The organism is Lysinibacillus sp. G4S2, from assembly GCF_030348505.1.
Taxonomy (GTDB): Bacteria; Bacillota; Bacilli; order Bacillales_A; family Planococcaceae; genus Lysinibacillus.
In genome coordinates this window covers 4,544,109-4,566,100 of the sequence record NZ_JAUCFJ010000002.1, presented here as the reverse complement: position 1 = coordinate 4,566,100, position 21,992 = coordinate 4,544,109, and the positions used below count along the sequence as shown (strand labels likewise).

General features: G+C 38.7%; 27 protein-coding genes and 1 tRNA gene. 23 read left to right on the top strand and 5 right to left on the bottom strand.

What is annotated here, in order from left to right:
* The first annotated feature begins 1 nt into the window (after position 1).
* The 17 genes from ppaX to QUF91_RS23240 all read left to right on the top strand — a co-directional run bounded on the left by ppaX (position 2) and on the right by QUF91_RS23240 (position 14,964).
* Positions 2–643: a pyrophosphatase PpaX gene (gene ppaX, locus QUF91_RS23320; protein ID WP_289419514.1), complete on the top strand. Its 642-nt coding sequence runs from the start codon at positions 2–4 to the stop codon at positions 641–643.
* Between the two features lie 4 nt (positions 644–647).
* The gene (locus tag QUF91_RS23315) at positions 648–1,190 is read left to right on the top strand and encodes an acyltransferase (RefSeq protein WP_285397860.1); all 543 of its coding nucleotides are present in this window, start codon (positions 648–650) and stop codon (positions 1,188–1,190) included.
* A gap of 527 nt (positions 1,191–1,717) precedes the next feature.
* Complete coding sequence (locus QUF91_RS23310; protein ID WP_289419512.1) at positions 1,718–2,890, top strand: ATP phosphoribosyltransferase regulatory subunit; 1,173 nt, start codon at positions 1,718–1,720, stop codon at positions 2,888–2,890.
* On the top strand, positions 2,883–3,506 hold the full coding sequence (hisG, locus tag QUF91_RS23305) for an ATP phosphoribosyltransferase (RefSeq protein ID WP_285397857.1): 624 nt from the start codon (positions 2,883–2,885) through the stop codon (positions 3,504–3,506). Before QUF91_RS23310 ends, hisG begins: the two co-directional genes overlap by 8 nt.
* 87 nt (positions 3,507–3,593) lie before the next feature.
* Entirely contained in the window at positions 3,594–4,868 is a 1,275-nt protein-coding gene (gene hisD / locus QUF91_RS23300) for a histidinol dehydrogenase (RefSeq protein WP_289419511.1), read from the top strand.
* 4 nt (positions 4,869–4,872) lie between these two features.
* Positions 4,873–5,472 carry an imidazoleglycerol-phosphate dehydratase HisB gene (gene hisB / locus QUF91_RS23295; RefSeq protein WP_053485806.1) on the top strand — a complete coding sequence of 200 codons (600 nt, stop codon included), beginning with the start codon at positions 4,873–4,875 and terminating at the stop codon, positions 5,470–5,472.
* Positions 5,469–6,101 carry an imidazole glycerol phosphate synthase subunit HisH gene (hisH, locus tag QUF91_RS23290; protein ID WP_289419510.1) on the top strand — a complete coding sequence of 211 codons (633 nt, stop codon included), beginning with the start codon at positions 5,469–5,471 and terminating at the stop codon, positions 6,099–6,101. The genes hisB and hisH overlap by 4 nt, the downstream gene beginning before the upstream one ends.
* A complete protein-coding gene (hisF, locus tag QUF91_RS23285; protein ID WP_285397854.1) occupies positions 6,095–6,856 on the top strand; it encodes an imidazole glycerol phosphate synthase subunit HisF in 762 nt (253 codons plus the stop codon). Before hisH ends, hisF begins: the two co-directional genes overlap by 7 nt.
* Positions 6,853–7,470: a bifunctional phosphoribosyl-AMP cyclohydrolase/phosphoribosyl-ATP diphosphatase HisIE gene (gene hisIE, locus QUF91_RS23280; RefSeq protein WP_289419508.1), complete on the top strand. Its 618-nt coding sequence runs from the start codon at positions 6,853–6,855 to the stop codon at positions 7,468–7,470. The genes hisF and hisIE overlap by 4 nt, the downstream gene beginning before the upstream one ends.
* Positions 7,471–7,560: 90 nt before the next feature.
* Positions 7,561–9,084, top strand: coding sequence for a tetratricopeptide repeat protein (locus tag QUF91_RS23275; RefSeq protein WP_289419507.1), 1,524 nt, complete (start codon positions 7,561–7,563; stop codon positions 9,082–9,084).
* A 153-nt stretch (positions 9,085–9,237) separates the two neighbouring features.
* Positions 9,238–10,182 (top strand): thioredoxin-disulfide reductase, encoded by a 945-nt coding sequence (gene trxB, locus QUF91_RS23270; protein WP_285397851.1) that lies wholly within the window; start codon positions 9,238–9,240, stop codon positions 10,180–10,182.
* 557 nt (positions 10,183–10,739) lie between these two features.
* Positions 10,740–11,207, top strand: a complete 468-nt coding sequence (locus tag QUF91_RS23265; protein ID WP_289419506.1) for an 8-oxo-dGTP diphosphatase — start codon at positions 10,740–10,742, stop codon at positions 11,205–11,207.
* A gap of 9 nt (positions 11,208–11,216) precedes the next feature.
* Positions 11,217–12,110 (top strand): RNase adapter RapZ, encoded by an 894-nt coding sequence (rapZ, locus tag QUF91_RS23260; RefSeq protein ID WP_285397847.1) that lies wholly within the window; start codon positions 11,217–11,219, stop codon positions 12,108–12,110.
* 4 nt (positions 12,111–12,114) lie between these two features.
* Complete coding sequence (locus QUF91_RS23255; protein WP_285397846.1) at positions 12,115–13,110, top strand: gluconeogenesis factor YvcK family protein; 996 nt, start codon at positions 12,115–12,117, stop codon at positions 13,108–13,110.
* Between the two features lie 65 nt (positions 13,111–13,175).
* A complete protein-coding gene (gene whiA, locus QUF91_RS23250; protein WP_285397845.1) occupies positions 13,176–14,123 on the top strand; it encodes a DNA-binding protein WhiA in 948 nt (315 codons plus the stop codon).
* A gap of 114 nt (positions 14,124–14,237) precedes the next feature.
* Positions 14,238–14,495 carry an HPr family phosphocarrier protein gene (locus QUF91_RS23245; protein ID WP_285397844.1) on the top strand — a complete coding sequence of 86 codons (258 nt, stop codon included), beginning with the start codon at positions 14,238–14,240 and terminating at the stop codon, positions 14,493–14,495.
* 292 nt (positions 14,496–14,787) lie between these two features.
* Entirely contained in the window at positions 14,788–14,964 is a 177-nt protein-coding gene (locus QUF91_RS23240) for a hypothetical protein (protein ID WP_289419505.1), read from the top strand.
* A gap of 254 nt (positions 14,965–15,218) precedes the next feature.
* Here the strand turns inward: QUF91_RS23240 and QUF91_RS23235 are convergent, their stop codons facing one another.
* The 4 genes from QUF91_RS23235 to clpP are packed head-to-tail and all read right to left on the bottom strand — an operon-like array spanning position 15,219 to position 16,287.
* Positions 15,219–15,389, bottom strand: a complete 171-nt coding sequence (locus QUF91_RS23235; RefSeq protein WP_289419503.1) for a hypothetical protein — start codon at positions 15,387–15,389, stop codon at positions 15,219–15,221.
* Positions 15,386–15,532, bottom strand: a complete 147-nt coding sequence (locus QUF91_RS23230; protein ID WP_289419501.1) for a hypothetical protein — start codon at positions 15,530–15,532, stop codon at positions 15,386–15,388. Before QUF91_RS23230 ends, QUF91_RS23235 begins: the two co-directional genes overlap by 4 nt.
* Positions 15,529–15,654: a hypothetical protein gene (locus QUF91_RS23225; RefSeq protein ID WP_289419500.1), complete on the bottom strand. Its 126-nt coding sequence runs from the start codon at positions 15,652–15,654 to the stop codon at positions 15,529–15,531. The genes QUF91_RS23230 and QUF91_RS23225 overlap by 4 nt, the downstream gene beginning before the upstream one ends.
* A 42-nt stretch (positions 15,655–15,696) precedes the next feature.
* Positions 15,697–16,287 (bottom strand): ATP-dependent Clp endopeptidase proteolytic subunit ClpP, encoded by a 591-nt coding sequence (gene clpP, locus QUF91_RS23220; RefSeq protein ID WP_285397839.1) that lies wholly within the window; start codon positions 16,285–16,287, stop codon positions 15,697–15,699.
* A 457-nt stretch (positions 16,288–16,744) separates the two neighbouring features.
* Between clpP and QUF91_RS23215 the strand changes: the two genes are divergently transcribed.
* The 4 genes from QUF91_RS23215 to QUF91_RS23200 all read left to right on the top strand — a co-directional run bounded on the left by QUF91_RS23215 (position 16,745) and on the right by QUF91_RS23200 (position 19,773).
* A tRNA-Arg gene (locus QUF91_RS23215) sits at positions 16,745–16,819 on the top strand.
* Positions 16,820–17,321: 502 nt separating this feature from the next.
* Positions 17,322–18,116, top strand: coding sequence for a basic amino acid ABC transporter substrate-binding protein (locus QUF91_RS23210; RefSeq protein WP_285397838.1), 795 nt, complete (start codon positions 17,322–17,324; stop codon positions 18,114–18,116).
* A gap of 233 nt (positions 18,117–18,349) precedes the next feature.
* On the top strand, positions 18,350–19,054 hold the full coding sequence (locus QUF91_RS23205; RefSeq protein WP_285397837.1) for an amino acid ABC transporter permease: 705 nt from the start codon (positions 18,350–18,352) through the stop codon (positions 19,052–19,054).
* A complete protein-coding gene (locus QUF91_RS23200; protein WP_285397836.1) occupies positions 19,051–19,773 on the top strand; it encodes an amino acid ABC transporter ATP-binding protein in 723 nt (240 codons plus the stop codon). The genes QUF91_RS23205 and QUF91_RS23200 overlap by 4 nt, the downstream gene beginning before the upstream one ends.
* A 65-nt stretch (positions 19,774–19,838) precedes the next feature.
* Here the strand turns inward: QUF91_RS23200 and QUF91_RS23195 are convergent, their stop codons facing one another.
* On the bottom strand, positions 19,839–20,456 hold the full coding sequence (locus tag QUF91_RS23195) for a spore coat protein (RefSeq protein ID WP_285397835.1): 618 nt from the start codon (positions 20,454–20,456) through the stop codon (positions 19,839–19,841).
* 149 nt (positions 20,457–20,605) lie between these two features.
* Here QUF91_RS23195 and QUF91_RS23190 point away from each other — a divergent pair, with 149 nt between their 5' ends.
* Both QUF91_RS23190 and QUF91_RS23185 read left to right on the top strand, forming a co-directional pair.
* On the top strand, positions 20,606–21,187 hold the full coding sequence (locus tag QUF91_RS23190) for a LemA family protein (protein ID WP_285397834.1): 582 nt from the start codon (positions 20,606–20,608) through the stop codon (positions 21,185–21,187).
* Positions 21,187–21,936, top strand: coding sequence for a TPM domain-containing protein (locus QUF91_RS23185; protein ID WP_285397833.1), 750 nt, complete (start codon positions 21,187–21,189; stop codon positions 21,934–21,936). The genes QUF91_RS23190 and QUF91_RS23185 overlap by 1 nt, the downstream gene beginning before the upstream one ends.
* The last annotated feature ends 56 nt before the right edge of the window (positions 21,937–21,992 follow it).

The window sequence follows — 21,992 nt, the reverse complement described above, 5'->3', positions numbered from 1 at the left end:
CATGGCTGTAAAGGCATTACTATTTGACTTTGATGGTACATTACTCAATACAAATGATTTAATCATTCAAACATTTATGCATGTTTTAAACGAGCGATTTCCCGGGCAATATTCGCCAAAAGATTGCCTAAAATTCCTTGGGCCGTCCTTGAAACAGACAATGAGTGACATTGCTCCTGGTGAAGAGGATGCAATGATTGCTAAATACCGCGAATATAATGAATTACATCACGATGAGCTTGTCACTCAATATCCTGATGTTGTATCAACTTTAGAGCAATTAAAGGCTATGGGTATCAAGTTAGCGATTGTGTCTACAAAGCGTAATGGGATGATTGACCGTGGTCTATCTGTGCTAGGTGCAAGTCATTTATTTGACATCCGTATTGGCACGGATGATGTGAAAAATGTAAAGCCTGACCCAGAACCAGTTTTGCTTGCCCTTGAACGCCTTGGTGTAAACAAGGAAGAGGCCATTATGATTGGCGACAATTCACACGATATTGAAGCAGGACACAACGCTGGAATTAGAGCGGCTGGTGTCGCATGGGCTTTTAAAGGTGAGGAATACTTACAGCAGTTCAAGCCAGAATATATGTTGCATCATATGACGGATTTACTTGAAATTGTGAAAGAGGGGTAAGTCAATGGCACGTAAAACAGAACGCTACCGTGTCGAAGGAGCAAATTCGCTTTGGAATATTTATGATACGGTGTCCTTTTGGAAGGTGATGAAGTGTTTCGTTGTCATTCAAATTGGACGCTTCACACCATTTTTACGTGTGAAAAACTGGTTGTATCGAACTTTTTTAAAGATGGAAATTGGAGAAAAAACTTCATTAGCTTTAATGGTTATGCCAGATACAATGTTTCCAGAACGAATTCACATCGGTGACAATACGGTGATAGGTTTCAGTACAACTATTTTGGCGCATGAGTATTTAATAGAGGAGTATCGTCTGGGAGATGTTTATATTGGCAATGAAGTAATGGTTGGTGCCAATTCAACGATACTACCAGGTGTTACGATAGGTGACGGTGCGATTGTTTCAGCTGCAACCCTTGTCCATAAGGATGTGCCAGCTGGCTGTCTTGCAGGCGGTAACCCTATGCAAATTATTTATACAGCTGAACAAATGGCGGAGCGTAAACGCAATGAAGTAGTGGAATGGAGCACGCCAAAAAAATAATAATAATATCTACACTGTGCATGATTTACTGTGCACAGTTTTTTGCTGTTGAAAAACTATTGTAACAACGAAATTACATTTATAAAGGTTCTTGATTGGAGTGGAAGGCTACTCGACTCCCGTGGGAAAGCGAGACAGGCGAGACCCTGCACGGAGCGGAAGCGGAGGAAGCGGCTCGACGCTCGCCCACTGGAAAGCGAGTAGCCTGGAACGGAAATCACTCGCCAAAAAATTCATATAGATTTCCTTGACGATTTTATTTTTCAACACCTTAAACTGTGCAAGCCCACTACGCACAATTTTTTGTCTAAAGATTTACTTGTTTAAGGAGAAATAAGCTTACACAGTTGAATAAAGTTTCAATTTTTTTATTTTTACGTATAATTAACAGAATAATCAGTAATGAAATTATTCGATAATTCATAAGGAGTTGCATTGACGGAAAGGAAGAAATAAGTTAGAATTCTTTCATAATCTAATTCTCTAATACTCTAGTGAATTAAAGTGAAATGTGAGGAAGTGTCAAAATGTCGTCGATTAAAATGTTTGAGAAACCACTTGGAATGCGCGATACATTTCCGCAAATATACGAAAAGGTAGAGGCCGTAAGAAATACTGGGCGAGACTTTTTATGCAGTAGGGGCTTTGAATTTATTAAGACACCTGCAGTAGAGTATTTTGATACAGTCGGTAAAGCATCAGCAATAGCCGATGCGCATTTATTTAAGTTAGTAGATAGCCAAGGAAACACGTTAGTACTACGACCTGATATGACAACACCGATTGCTCGTGTTGCAACATCAAAATTATTAAAAGAGATGATTCCATTGCGCCTTGCTTATTTTGCTAGTGTCTTTCGTGCACAAGAGGCAGAAGGTGGACGACCAGCAGAATTTGATCAGATGGGGATCGAGTTAATTGGAGACAATTCTGTGTTTGCTGATGCTGAAGTTATTGTTACGGCAATGGAGTTATTACAGCAATTTGGGTTAGCGAAATTTAAAGTTACTATCGGCCATGCAGGGATATTAAATTGCATTTTACAAGATTATACAGAAAGCATTGAACAACAAAATATACTTCGAACACTTCTAGTGCAGCGCAATTATGTAGGGTTTGAAGAAGCAGTAGAATCATTTGATTTACCTAAAACGAAATCAGATGCATTACTACAATATATTGAAGAAGCTATGAATGTGAAAGAAATCCAAGATATTGAAAAATATGTGCGGAAAAATGACGCATTAGAATATATGCAACAGCTCGCTAAACTACTTGAAGTAGCAGATTTAGCGGATTATGTGGCCTTTGATTTTACACTTTCTAGTCATATGAGCTATTACACAGGCATGTTATTTGAAGTGTTTGCAACAGGCAGTGGCTTTCCATTAGGTAATGGTGGGCGTTATGACGGATTGCTTGAGGTGTTTGGCTCAAAAGTAGGCGCAACAGGATTTAGTATTCGTGTTGATCGCTTACTAGAAACACTTCATGGGCAATCTGATAAACGACAAGAGGCTACAGTGGTGCTATTTGAGGAACAACAATTTGAAGCGGCTCTTGCAAAGGTACAGACGCTTCGAGCTGCTGGTAAACAGGCTACCTTACAGTTAAGAAATAGCCTAGTTGATGAAGAAGCTTTTTTAGCACACTTTACAGAAGTAGTTGTTGTGGGACAGGAGGACGTTAGCAGTGAATGAATTAACGATTGCTATGCCAAAGGGGCGTATTTTTGATGAGGCATACCAAATGCTATTAGAAGCTGGCTTTAATTTACCAGAAGAAGTCGAAATGTCCCGTAAATTAATGCTCGAAATTCCAGAAGAGAAAATTCGTTTTATACTAGCAAAGCCAATGGATGTTCCTGTTTATGTAGAGCACGGTGTAGCGGATATTGGGATCGCTGGGAAGGATGTTTTGTTAGAACAGCAACGACAAGTACATGAATTACTTGATTTAAAAATAAGTGCATGTTATATCGCATCAGCAGGTTTACCTAATACTACGATGAATGAAATCGCCCCAAGAATCGCAACAAAATATCCTAATATTGCAATGAAATATTATAAGGGCATTGGGGAGCAAGTTGAAATTATTGAGTTAAATGGATCAATTGAATTGGCGCCTATGATTGGCTTAGCAGATCGCATTGTCGATATTGTATCAACAGGACGGACGCTGAAGGAAAATGGTTTAGTGGAATATGAATTTATTACGGATGTGTCATCGAGGTTAATTGCTAATCCAGTAAGCTATCGTATGAAGGGAGAACGCATTATCGACCTTGTGAAACGTTTAAAGAAATGTGTTAAATAAATCGTGCTCACTGTAGGAATAGCCGCAGGTGGAAGCTCATAGTCATCGATCATACATGAATACCTAGAATTAAAGGAGATAAATCCTATGAAAATAACAAAGCTAGCAAAAGGTATTTCCTTAAAACGACCACTTGAAGGTGGCAATGAAGAACAGTTAAAAGTTGTACGTCAAGTATTGGCAGATGTTCGTGCACAAGGTGATACAGCCATACGTTTGTATACAGAAAAATGGGATGGTTTTGCCCCTGATCATTTACGTGTAACGAAGGAAGAGATAGAGGAGGGCGCAAATAGTATTGATCAACAGCTTTATGCTGATTTAACAGAAGCTGCCCAAAATATTCGCTTTTATCATGAGCAGCAGAAGCGTTCAGGTTATCGCTTAGAGCTAGGTGATGGGTCGTGGCTTGGGCAACGAATTACTGCTCTTGATGCAGTAGGACTTTATGTTCCTGGCGGTACAGCAGCGTACCCTTCGTCAGTCTTGATGAACGTTATTCCTGCACAAGTTGCTGGTGTTAAACGCATTGTTATGACATCTCCAGCAGGTCGCGATGGAAAATTACCTCCAGGTGTACTGGCTGCGGCGCATATTTTAGGGGTAGAGGAAATATATAAAATCGGTGGAGCACAGGCGATTGCGGCTCTTGCATATGGCACGGAAACAATTACACCTGTTGATAAAATTACAGGTCCAGGAAATATTTTTGTAGCATTAGCCAAACGTGAGGTATTTGGTGAGGTAGCGATTGATATGATTGCAGGTCCAAGTGAAATTGCAGTGTTAGCAGACGACACGGCATTTGCTGATGAAATCGCAGCGGATCTTTTATCACAGGCTGAGCATGATAAATTGGCTTGTGCCATTTTGGTAACAACTTCTGAGCATATGGCTAAAAAAGTGGCTGATGAAGTGGAGAAGCAATTAACTACTTTACCGCGTGAAGAGGTAGCACGAGCATCTATTGAAAACTTTGGTGCCATTTATGTGGCCGAAACGATGGCAGATGCCATTGATGCCATTAATTCGCTAGCACCTGAGCATTTAGAAATTGTCACAAAAAATGCTGAGGCTGTAGCTGAACAGGTAAGGCATGCAGGTGGTATTTTCATCGGTCGTTATAGCTCTGAACCAGTAGGTGATTATTTTGCGGGGACAAATCATGTACTGCCAACGAATAGCACAGCACGCTTTGCAAGTGGTTTAAACGTCGATGATTTTGTGAAAAAATCGAGCGTTGTCTTTTATAGTGAAAAAACTTGGGCAGAGAATGCACCGAAAATTGCACGTCTAGCACGTATGGAAGGCTTAGAGGGCCATGCTCGTGCAGTCGAATCACGCGGATGGGAAAAGGAGTAGCACAATGACTGAAAAGAAACGATATGCAAAAGTTGAACGGACAACAAATGAAACTCAAATTTCAGTAGCAATCGATTTAGATGGTGAAGGAAAGGCTGATATTAAAACGGGTGTTGGCTTTATGGACCACATGCTAGACTTATTTATCAAACATGGGCTTTTTGATGGGACGATACAAGCAAATGGTGATACTTATATAGACGATCATCATACAACTGAAGACCTTGGAATTGTATTAGGTCAAGCAATTCGTGAAGCACTCGGTGATAAAAAAGGAATCAAGCGCTACGGTACAGCATTTGTGCCAATGGATGATGCACTTGCACAAGTAGTTGTAGATTGCTCAAATCGTCCGCATTTAGAATATCGTGTACCACAGTTGAAGGAGAAAGTTGGAAGTTTCGATACGGAATTAGTACATGAATTTTTGTGGAAATTTGCACTTGAGGCTCGGATGAATGTTCATGTCATTGTACCGTATGGACATAATACACATCATATTATTGAAGCTATTTTTAAGGCGTTAGCACGTGCCATTGACGCAGCAGTAGAAATTGATCCACGTGTTAAAGGTGTACCGTCGACTAAGGGGCTGTTAACGTGAAAATAGGTGTTATTGATTATGGTATGGGGAATTTATTTAGTGTCGAACAGGCATTAAAACGACTTGGCTGTGAAGTTGTTGTCACGGCTGACGAAAAAGTGCTAGATGCAACAGATGCACTGTTGCTCCCTGGTGTTGGGGCATTTCCCGACGCCATCAAACGTTTAGCTGAAACGAATTTAGATCGATATTTGCACAAGGTGAAAGCTGAAAATCGACCACTTCTCGGAATTTGCTTAGGAATGCAATTATTATTTGAGCAAAGTGAAGAGGTGTCACCGACGAAAGGTTTGGGCTTTTTTAAAGGAAGCATTAAACGATTTAGTGGAGACAACGGTGAGCGGAAGTACCGAGTACCACATATGGGATGGAATGAGCTTGTCGTGACAAAGAGGCCTTCATGGTTGAAGGGTGAAGTAGCGGCAAAGCATGTGTATTTTGTCCACTCATTTTATGCAACAGATATAGACGAAACAGAGCTTATCGCTTATGCGGATTATCATGGCATTAAAGTTCCAGGCATTATTGTAAATGGTTCTATTACGGGAATGCAGTTTCACCCTGAAAAATCAGGTGAACTAGGTGTCTATTTATTAGAGCAATGGTTGAAGGGGGTGGCTTCATGTTAACAAAGCGCATTATTCCATGTCTTGATGTGAAAGAGGGGCGTGTTGTAAAAGGTGTACAGTTTGTGTCATTACGTGATGCGGGTGACCCAGTAGAGCTTGCCAAGTTTTATGATGAACAAGGGGCAGATGAACTTGTGTTTCTAGACATTTCGGCATCACATGAAGGTCGTGAAACAATGGTTGATGTAGTGCGACAAACTGCAGCTACATTAGCCATTCCATTTACAGTAGGTGGTGGAATTCGGACTTTAGATGATATGAAACGCATTTTACGTGCAGGTGCAGATAAAGTATCAGTGAATACTTCTGCTTTAGAGCGACCAGAGCTTATTAAAGAAGGTTCGGACTTTTTTGGCGCACAGTGTATTGTTGTAGCCATCGATGCACGCTATAGTGAAGAAGATGCTACCTGGATGGTTTATACGCATGGAGGCCGAAACAAAACAACATGGCAAGCAACAGAGTGGGCCAAGGAAGCGGTTCGTTTAGGGGCTGGTGAAATTTTATTAACGAGTATGAATCAGGACGGAGAGAAATCAGGTTTTGATTTAGCATTAACAAAAGCCGTGAGAGAGGCTGTGACAGTTCCTGTTATTGCAAGCGGCGGTGCAGGGAATGCCGACCATTTTTACGAGGTATTAGCTGAAGATGTCGATGCAGATGCAGCACTTGCCGCATCCATCTTCCATTATAAAGAAACGAGCGTAGCGCAAGTAAAAGAATACTTACGTGAAAAAGGAGTGGCGGTAAGATGATTGACAACATTAAATTTGATGATAAAGGTCTTGTCACTGCAGTAGTACAAGATGCTAATACAAAAGAAGTATTAACTGTAGCATATATGAATAAAGAATCATTGGAGAAAACGCTTGAATCAGGAGAAACATGGTTCTTCTCACGTTCACGTCAAGAGCTTTGGCATAAAGGAGCAACAAGTGGTCATACACAAAAAGTTGTGTCTATAAAAGCGGACTGTGATGGTGACGCATTAGTCGTGGAAGTAATTCCTGCTGGCCCAGCTTGCCATAATGGTACAATTTCTTGCTTTACGGAGATCATTCAGCAAAATGCCAAGGTCGGCTCTGTTGAGATTATTTCTAGACTTGTAAATATCATTGAAAAGCGTGAGCAAGAAATGCCAGAAGGAGCGTATACTACATATTTATTCGATAAAGGAATCGATAAAATTTGTAAAAAAGTCGGCGAAGAAGCAACAGAGGTTGTTATCGGTGCAAAAAATCGTGATGCTGAAGAAGTGAAATGGGAGGCTGCCGATTTAATGTATCACCTACTAGTGTTACTACAAGAACAAAAAGTAAGTGTTTATGACGTGCTACATGTGTTGGAAAAACGTCACGAAGAGAAATAACGGCATATTGCTTATTGTATGGTATAATAGAAGTTACTGTGTAAAGGAACGTGTGATACGTTCCTTATTTCTTGTTTCGGAGGAAATATTTTGGAAAAGAAACGTCAAAAAGAAAATCAATCGAATATAGTGTCGTTCATTCCCACAGGCGACTATTATTATAAAAAATCCATTCAAGCAATGAATAGCGGACAAATGAATAAGGCGTATAAATATTTACAGCGAGCAGTTGATTTAAGTCCTGATGATCCAATGATTTTATTGCAATTAGCGATTATAGAGTTAGAGGGTCAACGTTTCGAGGAAGCGTATGATCTTCTTCATCGTGCCTATCAGATAGATCCAGATAATCCAGAAATTATTTTTTACATGGCAGAGGTATCTGGATGCGTTGGTATTATGCATGATGCTAAACGCTTTGCAGAGCAATATTTACAAATAGAGCCAGAGGGTGCTTATGCAGTTGAAGCGGCTGAAATATTAGAGTTTGTTGCCTTTGAGCAAGATGATTTTGAGGAGCTTGAAGGTTCTGGTGAAGATTTGTATCGGCAGGAACAGGCGAGGCGCTGTATGGAAAAGGGAGATTTCCCAGAAGCTATTACTATTCTAGAAGACTTAATTGAAGATAGACCAGATTTTTGGTCGGCCTATAACAACTTAGCTCTTGCTTATTTTTATGTTGGTGAAGCAGAACAGGCGAAGGCTCTTCTAAACAAGGTACTACGTGAAAATAAAGGGAATTTACATGCACTTTGTAATTTAACTGTGATTGCGTATTATGAAAAAAATGAAGAGGATTTAAAGGATCTTTTAGAAGTACTTATGAAAATTCAGCCATACACATGGGAACATCGTTACAAGCTGGGTGCAACATTAGCGCTTGTTGGACAGTATGATTTAGCATTTAAATGGTTGCGTAGTATGCAAAAACGTGGCTATGCGGGAGATGCTGGCTTTTACTTCTGGTTATCCCACGCAGCGTATTTTTCTGAACATGAAGAGATTTCAAAGAGTGCATGGGAACAGCTACTTGAGCTAGATCCAGAAAAAGAAGGCTTTGAACCTTGGCGCCAAGAGGAAAATGTATATGCGCTTGATGCATTAGAGCATGATCGTGATTATATTGTGGAAAAGCTGGAGAGCGATTATACAAGTGAACGCATATTTGGTTTATTTTTACTAAGCTGCACCGCGCATAAACAGGAAATTATTGCGCATCCCAAATGGATAGATGTTGAGCAATTTAATGCGTATGAAAAGCTATTCCTCGCTTATGCTTTAGGACATCAATTTGATATGAAAAACAAAGTAGAGGCTAGCTTTATACGAGCAGTAAGTGTACCAGAAATTTTACTAGAACAGTATGGTAAACTAACGACATTAATTGCACCAATGTTCCAAATGTGGTTTGTGCTTTGTGAGCAAGCATTGATTAACAATTATCGTTTCACAAATCCAGCGGCTATTGCAGGAGCAAATGACTATTTATTCCGCTCTTCGCGTAATCTCAAGGTGACAAAAAAAGAGATAGCTCAGCAATACGGAGTATCCGTGTCAACTTTATCGAAGTATATTGATGAAATTTTAATGTTTTTACCAAGTACGAATAATTAGACTGTGAGCAACATAGTTGAATAACTTTTTACTTTCACATACGATGAACATACTGTAGTTATTATTAATGGAGTCTTGGCTGCGTCCGAGGCATTATCTTCATTGCACATATGGAATGAAGATAAAAAAGTATTTGTTTAGGGGGAAGTATTTATGTCAGAAGAAAAAATTTATGATGTTGTAATAATTGGTGCAGGTCCGGCTGGTATGACTGCGGCTGTTTATACATCACGTGCCAACCTTTCAACTTTAATGATTGAACGTGGGATCCCTGGCGGACAAATGGCAAATACAGAAGAAGTAGAAAACTATCCTGGATTTGATACAATTTTAGGGCCTGAGCTATCGACAAAAATGTTCGACCATGCTAAAAAATTTGGTGCAGAATATGCGTATGGCGATGTAACTGAAATTATTGATGGTGAGGAATATAAAACAATAAAATCAGGTGCTAAAGAATATAAAACACGAGCAATTATTCTTTCTACAGGTGCGGAATATAAAAAAATGGGTGTGCCTGGCGAGAAAGAACTTGGAGGTCGTGGTGTCAGCTATTGTGCAGTATGTGATGGTGCATTCTTCAAGCAAAAAAATCTTGTTGTCGTAGGTGGCGGAGATTCTGCTGTTGAAGAAGGTGTTTACTTAACTCGCTTTGCTGATAAAGTAACAATCGTGCACCGTCGTGATAAATTACGTGCACAAAAAATTCTTCAAGATCGTGCCTTTGCTAACGAAAAAATTGATTTCATTTGGAATGCAACTGTTAAAGAAATTAATGAGGCAGATGGTAAAGTTGGAAGTGTAACATTACAATCAACTGTAGATGGTACAGAATCTGATTTTGCTGCTGATGGCGTATTTGTTTACATTGGTATGCTACCTTTAACTAAACCATTTGAGTCTTTAGGGATTTTAAATGAAGCTGGTTATATTGTGACAAATGAAAATATGGAAACAACGATACCAGGAATCTTCGCAGCAGGAGATGTACGTGAAAAATCACTACGTCAAATCGTTACAGCGACAGGTGACGGAAGTATTGCAGCACAAGCAGTACAACATTATGTGGAAGAATTATTAGAAAAAATTAATGCTTAAAGTGAATCAAGAGATTGGCTCATCACCAGAAGTTGTGGATGACATTTCGCCCAGTCGGAACGGAAATCCCCCACATTATGGGTATGATCCTCTTGATTAAATTTTAAGGAAAAAAATACAATTTTAATACGGTCTTAATATAGTTGTAACTTGAATGACATATAAAAGGTGTAATATATAAAGTGTAATTAGCAATCCCCCTTTTATTTTGTTGAGTAGGTTGTTTCCGCCTAAATAGGTGGAGCAACCTATTTTTGTTGTTAAAGAAACTATAAATTTTTAATTATGGATAACCAGGCATTCTCGGGCTAAAGTGGTGGACCGTTTACTTTTATTTCGAGCTCTCCAGCGCTCGCTTAGCGCATTTGTTCTGTGCATAAAATTTTTGATTTTTTATTGCGTTGTTTCATATGTTTAAGTAGTAGTTAAAAACATGGTTCCTGTAAGTGTTAGTGAAGTTAAAATTGCAATGCTCCTAAAATTCTGAATTGAGGACAAACCTTGTTTGGTCTTGGTATAATAAAAGGTAGAATGCAAAAGTGATTAGAGGTGTGCCTATGCAAAGAATTGCAAATTTAATAGCCGTGAAAGACGGTCAAGTATTATTACTTCAGAAGCCAAGACGTGGCTGGTACGTAGCTCCTGGCGGTAAAATGGAGAGCGGTGAGTCAATTTATGAGGCTGCTGTACGTGAGTTTCAAGAAGAAACAAATGTCACACCATTAAATGCTCATTTAAAGGGTGTTTATACGATGATTATTAAAGAAAATAATGAGGTAGTTGACGAATGGATGCTTTATACATTTGTTGCAAAGGATATAGAAGGTGTACCGTTTGAAGAAACTAGAGAAGGCAAACTTGCATGGCACCCAGCAGAGGATTTGAAACATTTGCCAATGGCTGAAGGTGATCGAACAAATTTACAATTTGCTATCTCACAATCAGGCATTCAGTACGGTACGTTTGAATATACGACTGATTTTGAATTACTTCATGAGAAAATACAAATATCAATAGAACAATAAAGGAGCTGCATGATAGTGGTGGTTGAAGGCCAAAAAAATACACATGAATTGGTTATTATTACAGGGATGTCTGGAGCTGGGAAAACAGTAGCTATTCAAAGCTTTGAGGATTTAGGGTATTACTGTATTGATAATTTACCACCAGCGTTGCTCACGACATTTTTAACCTTACTCAGGGATTCGGGTAAAAATATTTCACGTATTGCAGCTGTCATGGATATGCGTGGTGGCGACTTTTTTGATTCTCTAATTGGAGCCCTCGACCATATACTTAAAGAAGGCGATACTGTTGCACGAATTTTATTTTTAGATGCAGATGATGCAACTTTAGTTAGACGCTATAAGGAAACAAGACGTGCACATCCATTAGCTGTAAATGGGTTACCGTTAGATGGTATTAAACAGGAACGAAAGCTCTTATCGGAAGTGAAGGGTCGAGCTAAATTTGTCTATAATACATCTAATATGAAGCCCAAAGAGCTACGCGAAAAAATCGTTAAAGAATTTGCCAGTGATGCTGATAATACTTTCTCAGTCAATATCATGTCTTTTGGATTTAAGCATGGTATGCCGATAGATGCAGACTTAGTGTTTGACGTTCGTTTTTTAAAAAATCCATATTATGTAGAAGAGTTACGACATAAAACGGGTTTACAAACTGAGGTATCTTCTTATGTTTTGGCACTTGAAGATACGCAAACACTCATTCAAAAACTAACGGATTTGTTTGAATTTATGATTCCTCTCTATAGACAAGAGGGCAAATCACAACTTGTTATTGCTTTTGGTTGTACTGGAGGACAGCATCGTTCAGTGACATTAACAGAATATTTCGGGGCATATTTAGCTAGTAAGGAAAATACTGTTATCACGCATCGTGACATCAATCGTAGAAAGGATTGAGTGAATGGGAAAGAAGCGAACAAAGCTTGTTGTAATAGGTGGTGGTACAGGGCTTTCTACTTTATTACGAGGGCTCAAGCACCACCCATTTGAAATTACTGCAATTGTGACAGTAGCTGATGACGGTGGTTCTTCAGGACGCTTACGGGATGACTATGATATCCCACCACCTGGTGATGTTCGTAATGTTATCGCAGCTTTATCGGATGTTGAACCGCTTGTAGAGCAAATGTTTCAATATCGATTTTCAGCATCAGAAGATTTAAGTGGGCATTCATTAGGTAATTTAATGCTGACTGCTTTAACAGACATTACTGGGGATTTTAACCATGCTATTAGTGAAATGGGAAAGGTTTTAAAGGTCCATGGTCGCGTTATACCAGCAGCTAATAAAAAGATAAATTTACATGCAGAGCTTGAGGACGGTTCAGTAATTGAAGGTGAATCTAAAATTCCGATGGCAACAAAACGAGTTAGTCGTGTTTTTTTAGTACCTGAAAACGTGAAACCGTTACCAGAGGCTATTCGAGCAATCTATCGTGCTGACTATATTTTAATTGGTCCGGGAAGTTTATATACAAGTATTATTCCAAACCTTCTTGTAAAAGGAATTGGGGAGGCTGTTGTAAAAGCTAAGGGAAGAAAAATATACGTTTGTAATTTAATGACTCAAAAAGGTGAAACTATTTCCTATACAGCAGGTGACCATGTTAAAGCTTTATACAAGCATGTTGGAGATTCCTTTATAGATTCTATTTTGGTGAATGATGTAAAACTACCTCATCCTGTAAAAGAGCTTTATAAGGAAGAATGTGCGGAGCCAGTGACATTTGACGTTGCAAAGCTTGAAAGTATGGGATTAGAGGTTATTAAACGAGATATTGCTACGATTCGTTCAGACGGAACGGTTCGTCATAATGCAGCAAACGTTGCAAAATGGCTTGTAGATTACGCAAATATCTATAAGCAAACAGAAAGTGAACCAATAATAGAATCATAAAGCGCTATTTGTATATGATAAGATGGACATATACATAGAACTAAAGGTTGAAAGGAGGGCGTGATATGTCTTTTGCTTCTGAAACCAAAAAGGAATTAACCCAAATAGAAGCGGACAATCATTGTATGAAAGCAGAAGTATCTGCCCTAATTCGTATGAATGGTTCATTATCCTTTGCTAATAAACAGTTAAGCTTAGACGTACAAACTGAAAACGCTGCAATCGCAAGAAGACTTTATACGATTATGAAAAAGATGTATCCATATAATGTAGAGTTACTTGTTCGAAAAAAAATGCGTTTGAAAAAAAATAACGTATACATTTGCCGTGTAAGAGAAGGTGCACGTGAGCTACTAATTGATTTAGAAATCATCTCAGACGACTTTCAATTTAATCATACTATTTCTCGAAAGCTCATTGAAAAGAGTGGCCAAAAAAGAGCGTATTTACGAGGCGCATTTTTAGCAGGTGGCTCTGTCAACAATCCAGAAACATCAGCCTACCATTTAGAAATTTATTCATTATATAAAGAGCATGGCGAAGCTTTAATGGATTTGATGAACGAATTTGAGTTGAATGCAAAAACAATTGAACGAAAAAAAGGCTTTGTTACCTATTTAAAAGAAGCAGAAAAAATTTCTGATTTTCTTAATATTGTTGGCGCTCATCAAGCAATGATGAAATTTGAAGACGTTCGTATATTGCGAGACATGAGAAATAGTGTTAATCGCATTGTCAACTGTGAAACTGCAAACTTAAATAAAACAATAGGTGCAGCATTACGTCAGGTAGAGAATATTCGTTTTATTGAAAACTCAATAGGCCTAGATCAATTGCCTGAAAAACTTCGTGAAATTGCACGATTACGAGTAGAATATCAAGATGTAACGCTAAAAGAACTTGGTGAAATGGTATCAAGTGGAACGGTTAGTAAATCAGGTGTCAATCATCGATTACGGAAAATCGATGAAATTGCCGATGCTTTAAGACGTGGTGAAAAAATTGGTGGTTAAATTTTCATACTTTTCAGGTATGAATGTCATGCGTAATCACGTATTGTTCTTTAGCTAGTAAGTGAGGTAAGATAAAACTAATAAAATGAACGGTAGTAAAGGGGAGTTTTGAGAATGACCGAGAGAAGAGTCCATGTAAAATTAAAATTAGGACTACAAGCTAGACAAGCAGCGCTATTTGTACAAGAAGCAAATCGTTTTAGCGCAGATATCTTTCTTGAGAAAGACGAGAAAAAAGTAAATGCTAAATCCATTATGGGTGTTATGAGCTTAGCCATCGCAAAAGGAACAGAGGTTGTTCTAAGCAGTGATGGTAACGACGCTGAGCAAGCGGTTACAGCATTGGCAGCACTAATCGAAGAAGAAGATTAAAAAACATATAATGCAAAGAGACTGTCCAAGACGTAAAACTTACATCTTGGGCAGTTTTTTTGCTCTTCCACATTGAAAAAACAGGTCCCATCCTATTTGTACAATCTAAAATGAAGGTCAATGCTATGCCACTTCAATCGTCGAGGTGATGGATAGAAAGGGAAAAGTTGCGGATAGAAAGTTAAAGCGACGGGTAGAACAATCGAAGCGAAGGAAAGAAAAGGCCGGAGAAGGCAAGGCGAAGGAGGCAAAGTGAAGGAAAGAAAAGGCCGCGGCGGATAGAAGAGTCGAAATGATGGATAGAAAGGGAAAAAACGTGGATAGAATGGCCAAAAACGTGGATAGAATGGCCAAAAACGTGGATAGAAAGACCAAAATCGTGGATAGAAAAGCCGAAAACGTGGATAGAAAAGCCGAAGTGCCGGATAGAAGGGCCAAAGCGAGGGAAAGAAAAGGCCGCGGCGGATAGAAGAGCCGAAATGATGGATAGAAAGGCCAAAAACGTGGATAGAAGGGCCAAAAACGTGGATAGAAAAGCCGAAATGCCGGATAGAAGGGCCAAAGTGAAGGAAAGAAAAGGTCGCGGCGGATAGAAGAGCCGAAATCGTGGATAGAAAGGGAAAAAACGTGGATAGAAGGGCCAAAAACGTGGATAGAAGGGCCGACGTGACGGATAGAAGGGCCAAAGCGAGGGAAAGAAAAGGCTCGAAGCGATGGAAAGAGCTAACAGAGTGACGGAAAGAAATCCAAGCGACGGAAAGAATCATCCAAGCGACGGATAGAACTATCGGAGCGACGGAAAGAGCCGCCAGAGCGACGGATAGAAATTAAAGTGACGGAAAGAACTATCCAAGCGACGGAAAGAATCATCCAAGCGACGGATAGAACTATCAAAGCGACGGAAAGAGCCGCCAGAGCGACGGATAGAAATTAAAGCGACGGAAAGAACTATCCAAGCGACGGAAAGAATCATCAAAGTGACGGATAGAACAATCGCAACGACGGAAAGAGCCGCCAGAGTGACGGATAGAAATCAAAGCGACGGATAGAAATTAAAGTGACGGAAAGAACTATCCAAGCGACGGAAAGCGCCGCCAGAACGACGGATAGACCTATCGCAACGACGGATAAAACATCCCAACATTATATGTAGAACCAAAAAAGACATCTCAGAAATAATAAATCTGAGATGTCCTTATTTTTATTTACGGTCGCTACGATCCATAATATGGTCGATTAAGCCGTATTCTTTTGCACGCTCAGCAGTCATGAAGTTATCGCGATCTGTATCTCTTGAAATAACTTCAAGCGGTTGACCCGTGCGTTCTGATAAAATACCATTTAATTTTTCACGTAAGAATAAAATACGTTTTGCAGCGATTTCGATTTCAGTTGCTTGACCTTGTGCTCCGCCAAGAGGTTGGTGAATCATTACTTCAGCATTCGGTAATGCGAAGCGTTTACCAGGTTCACCTGCAGCAAGTAGGAAAGCACCCATAGATGCTGCCATACCAATACAAATTGTTTGTACTTTCGGCTTGATGATTTGCATTGTGTCATAAATTGCCATACCAGCAGTGATAGATCCACCTGGTGAGTTAATGTAAAGAGAGATATCTTTATCTGGATCTTCTGCTTGTAGGAATAGAAGTTGAGCAACAATTGAGTTAGCAACATTGTCGTCAATTGCACTTCCTAATAGGATAATACGGTCTTTTAGTAGTCGTGAATAGATGTCATACGCACGTTCACCACGACTTGTTTGTTCAATAACTGTAGGAATTAAATTCATGTTAAATCCTCCTTAAAAAACTAAATTCGAATACTTTTGCTGAAAAACATCCGTTGTGTTTCAGCTGTATCCTTATCATACACATTATAGTCAGGGAAGGTCAAATATTAACCCTGTTAAAGTGAAATAAATTAAATAAAAAATGGATCGATACAAAAATCTGATCTTGCTTAAAAAGTATTGCGAAGTACGGGCGACGAAAAGGCTCAGGCAACGTCTGCCTAAAGCGTCCGGTCGTAGTCATGCGCGGTCAACTATATATTTTGGTGAAGAGCCTAAAAAAAATTAAAATCTTTTGCATTCTATAGTTGAATTATGAGCAATAGGTTTGTATAATTGATAAGGTCATAAGTTAAAGTACAGTACACTATTTTGCAGGTATGCTTCAAATGAGGATTATCTACATCATGCTTTTCATAAAGCCTAGAGTGAGTACTTTTTTTTTGTGGTCTTAATTGCCCTCGTGGTGTAATGGATAACACGTAAGATTCCGGTTCTTGCACTGGGGGTTCGATTCCCTCCGAGGGCGCCATTTTACTGATTAATTGATTTATTTTTATAGCTCATTCTCCTAATAAGTAGTTTAGCAGCCTGCTTAGTGGAGAAGAGGGGAAAATAATGGGAATACTATCTAGTTAGCATTATTCCCGTATGTGTTCCTTTCAAACCTTCAAAAAAGCAACAACTCCAAATTATTTTTTAGTGAACATACTGTACGTGAAGACTAGTGTACTAGTCGGAAAAAAGAATCCTATCTGAGGGGATTCTTTTTTTTTTGCCAAAAAACATCTACCTTGGGCATAGTTCTGATATGTATAAATATACATTTTAGGTTAGATTTCCGTTTATTAATGCCGTTTTCTGCTAAAAAACCCAAACGAAATAAATTTTTATGAAAAAATAATTACTTTTATACAGAATGTTATTGTCTAAAGAGAATAATGTCACTATAATTGACCTAATAGTCTAAAGTTTCCGAATTGACTAAAATATTAAGTGTGTTTCGGAAAACAATCGAATTAGGGGGAGTAGCTATGAAAAAAAGTTTATCTATGTTACTTGTGGTCGTCGCAGCATTTGCAATAGTTTTAGCAGGTTGTGGCGCAAAAGAAAAGACATCATCTGGTAGCGAGCCATCCGAAGGTGAAAGTGGTAAAAAAGTTTATAAGGTAGGAACAGAAGCTACTTTTGCACCATTCGAATCGCTTGATGATAAAGGTAATGTTGTAGGAATTGATGTCGATATTTTAAAGGCGATTGCTGATGAAATGGGATTTGAAGTGGAATGGCAAAATATTGGTTGGGAGCCTGTATTCCAAACAATTAAGAATGGTGAAACAGATATCGGTGCATCTGGGATAACTATTAATAAAAAGCGTAAAGAGTCATTTGACTTTACTGAGCCATATTATGAATCTCAATTAGTAATCGTTGTAAAGGAAGATTCAAAGATTAAATCTTTAGATGATTTAAAAGATAAAAAGATTTCGGTACAAATTAATGCTACTGGTCATGAAGCTGCTAAAAAGCTTCAAGGTGAATCAAGTACAAATATTATGGCATTTGAAACCCAACCAATTGCTATTCAAGAGATGCTAAATGGAAACGTAGACGCAACAATTGGTGATAATGCGGTAGTTTATGAATATATTAAGGCACATCCAAAAGAAAAGCTTAAAGTAGTTAAAGATGACGCATTTGAAAAAGAATATTATGGATTTATGGTTCAAAAAGGGAATAAAGAGCTGTTAAACCTATTAAATGAAGGTCTGAAAAAAATTAAAGAAAACGGTAAATTAAAAGAAATTACAGGAACAGAATTTAAGTAATAATAAATACATGATGCCACTAGTATAGTTATGCTAGCGGCTCATTTATTTTCATATAGCAAAATGTTATTGTAGCGAAAGCAAATCGGCAGCTACAGCTACAAATGTTCTCTGTTGCGAAAGCAAAGCGACAGCAACAAATGTTCTCTGTTGCGAAAGCAAAGCGACAGCAACAATTACGCCAATGCGAAATTGATTTTTGATGGAATTAAAAGGGGAAGTGGGGTTTTCGGATGGACATCTTTGACTTACGCTGGGACATAGTCTGGAACTACCGTGATATGTTTATACGTGGTATTGGTGTGACGCTAATTTTAACGCTCAGTGGTTATTTTGGCGGAATTCTTTTAGGGCTATTTTTAGGACTTGGAAAATTATCGACTAGAAAATGGATTTATTGGCCATGTAAACTGTACGTAGATTTATTTCGTGGGACACCGATGCTTGTACAAATTTTATTAATTCACTTAGCGGTGATACCGACTATTTTTGGACATTCATTAGGCTATATGGTGTCAGGGATTACGGCGCTTATTTTAAACTGTGCGGCATACAATGCAGAGATTTTCCGTGCGGGAATTCAAAGTATTGCTAAAGGACAAATGGAGGCAGCTCGTTCTCTTGGCTTAACACATAACCAAGCGATGCGAAAAGTCATTTTACCACAAGCTTTTAGACGAATGATTCCGCCGTTAGGTAATGAGTTTATTGCTTTATTAAAAGACTCATCTTTAGTAACCGTTATTGCGGCTCCAGATATTTTATATGCAAGTAAAGTAGTAGCAGGAGCGAGCTTCCGTTTCTGGGAACCATATATTGTTGCAGCAGTATTATATTTAATTTTAACGTATGGTGTAACAAAGATTGTAGCATTTATTGAAAAGCGATTTAGTAATAGCTATGTCCCTCGTAAGACAGAAGGGCGGGAAGCACGATGATTAAAATTGAAAATTTACACAAATATTTCGGCAAATTGGAAGTATTAAAAGGTATTGATTATGAAATTCAAGAAAAGGAAGTTGTTTGTGTAATTGGCCCTTCAGGTTCGGGGAAAAGTACATTTTTACGTTGCATTAATATGTTAGAAGAAGTAACAGATGGTGCCATTTATATCGAGAATGTGAAGATTAATGATCCGAAAACAAATATTAATGCGATACGAGCTGAAGTGGGTATGGTGTTTCAACAATTTAATTTATTCCCACACATGACAGTTATAGATAATGTGACGATGGCTCCGATGCAAATCCGTAAAATGGGTAGGGCAGAAGCGGAAGCACTTGGACATGAGTTGTTGAAAAAGGTCGGTCTTGATAGTAAGGCTTATAACTACCCTGAGCAGCTTTCTGGTGGTCAGCAGCAACGTGTTGCCATTGCTCGTGCTTTAGCGATGAAACCAAAGGCCATGTTATTTGATGAACCTACTTCGGCACTTGATCCCGAAATGGTAAAAGAGGTACTAGATGTTATGAAAAATCTAGCCGCTGAAGGAATGACGATGATTGTTGTGACACATGAAATGGGCTTTGCTCGTGAAGTTGGAGATCGTGTTGTCTTTATGGATGGTGGCTATATTGTTGAAGAGGGAACACCTAAGGAACTTTTTGGTAATCCTCAAAACGAACGAACGAAAGCATTTTTAGGGAAAGTTTTATAGTTCATTAAACAAGAGCAGTCTCTTTGTGATAGACATCACAGTAGAGACTGCTCTTGTTTTTATAATTAATGAAGGGGATTTGTTGTAGTGTCGTATGCACTAAGCATCGTTTGCATATCCTGTTGAGAATATTGTGGTACTTGATAGTAGCCGTGCATATTTTGGTAAATAGATAATTCGTATGCCATTTCGATGCAGTTGGGAATACTATCTGCAACAACGCGTCGAACTACAGGGTTTGTAGTTTCCGTTGCCGCTGCGGTCATACATTTTGCTGCCCCTTTTTGAGCCCCTAATAGGAAGCCAGAAATTGCTTCATCGTTGAGTTCACTTGCATTTTGCATCGGTTTTTTAGGCTGGCCAGGATTTAATCCAAATTTAAAATTATTGCCTGTCTCCATTTGATAGCGACCTGTAGGAACAGAAGGATCATGACCTGTTTTAAATGATTCCACAATAGTATTGTACATACCTAATGTGAAATTATATTGACGATCCAAAATGCTAAGTAATTCAGGGTCCTTAATATGTGGACGTAAAACAATGGATTGATTCATACCAGCAATGATTTCGCCAATTGTTTCATGCATGTCCATTAGTTCATGCCCACCATGATTTAGGCTTTGTTGTTGGTTGAATGATGATGTTTGGTTTGATGATTCGTTATGAAACGATTGTGACAAAAAAAGCGCCTCCTCAATATCATAGTTTGTTACAGTACTAAGTATGGCATTTTAGACAAATTTCATACGGCAATAAAGTATTTGCATATATGTAGAATAAAGATGTTTTTTACTGTTGGTATAGAAAAGAAGACGAAGGAGGTTGTAAATTGAAAAAAATATTTGGACCTATAGGGATTATCGTTATTATTCTTGTTGTATTGGCCTTACTATTTATTCCAAAATACAATAGCCTTGTAACAGCCGAAGAAAGTGTTGATTCAAAATGGGCTCAAGTCGAAAATCAGCTACAACGTCGCTATGATTTGATTCCGAATATAGTAGAATCTGTTAAAGGATACGCTAATCATGAGAAGGAAGTTATTACTAGCATTACAGAGGCACGTGCACAAATGGGGAGTGCACGTAGTCCAGAGGAACAGGCGGTAGCCAATGATGCATTGAACGGGGCACTTAGTCGATTGCTAGTAGTCGTTGAAAATTATCCAAATTTAAAGGCAGATGCGAATTTCCGTCAATTAATGGATGAATTAGCTGGAACAGAAAACCGCTTAGCTGTTGCTCGAGAAGACTACAACAATGAAGTGCAGACTTTTAATAAATCGGTCAAACGTTTCCCAGGAAATCTAATTGCAGGAATGTTTGGCTTTGAAAAGAAAGAATACTTCAAAGCAGCTGCGGGAGCTGAAAAGGCACCATCTATAGATTTTAGCAATTCAGGTAAACAATAATGAAACGTTTTATCGCACGATTTATAATCATTTGTTCCATGTGTATTTTATCTATAAAGGTTGCCAATGCAGCAATGCCTGCACCGATGAAAAATACGTATATTCATGATTTTGCTAATGTTTTGTCTGCTTCGGTGAAGAAAGAGCTTGATCGTTTTTCAGAGCAGCTAGACAAAGGCACCGGTGCTGAAATTATGATCGTAACTGTAGATAACATGAATGGCCAAGAACCAAAAATGTATGCTACAAAAATGATTCGTTCGTGGGGCATTGGTGATAAAGAAAAAAATAATGGTGTCTTAATATTAGCAACATTTGGGCAAGGTGAAGGCAATAATGATGTCGTCATTGCTGTAGGTCAAGGTCTCGAAGGAGCATTACCAGATGGCAAGCTGGGACGCATTTTAGATACAGCATTTTATCCAAATGCAAGTGCTGGAAATATTGATAAGGCATTTAAAGCAACGTATGCTGAAGTATTTCAAACTGTCGCACAAGAATACAATTGGGATGGAGAGCTACCTGAAAAGAATGTTGACGATGAAGAAATGCCGACGTGGATGTTTATTTTACTCGTTATTATAGTACTTATTATTTATACATTTATGTCAAATGGTAGGGGAAGAGGACCTCGTTCAGGTGGACGTGGCGGTTTTCCTGGTGGTTTTGGTGGCGGTTCTGGAGGTAGTGGCTTTGGTGGATTCGGAGGAGGCTCATCTGCTGGTGGTGGTGCAAGTCGGAAATTTTAATGAATTCTTTGTATCTAAAGTGAGCTGTTTATTTCAGTTCGCTTTTTTTATAGGAT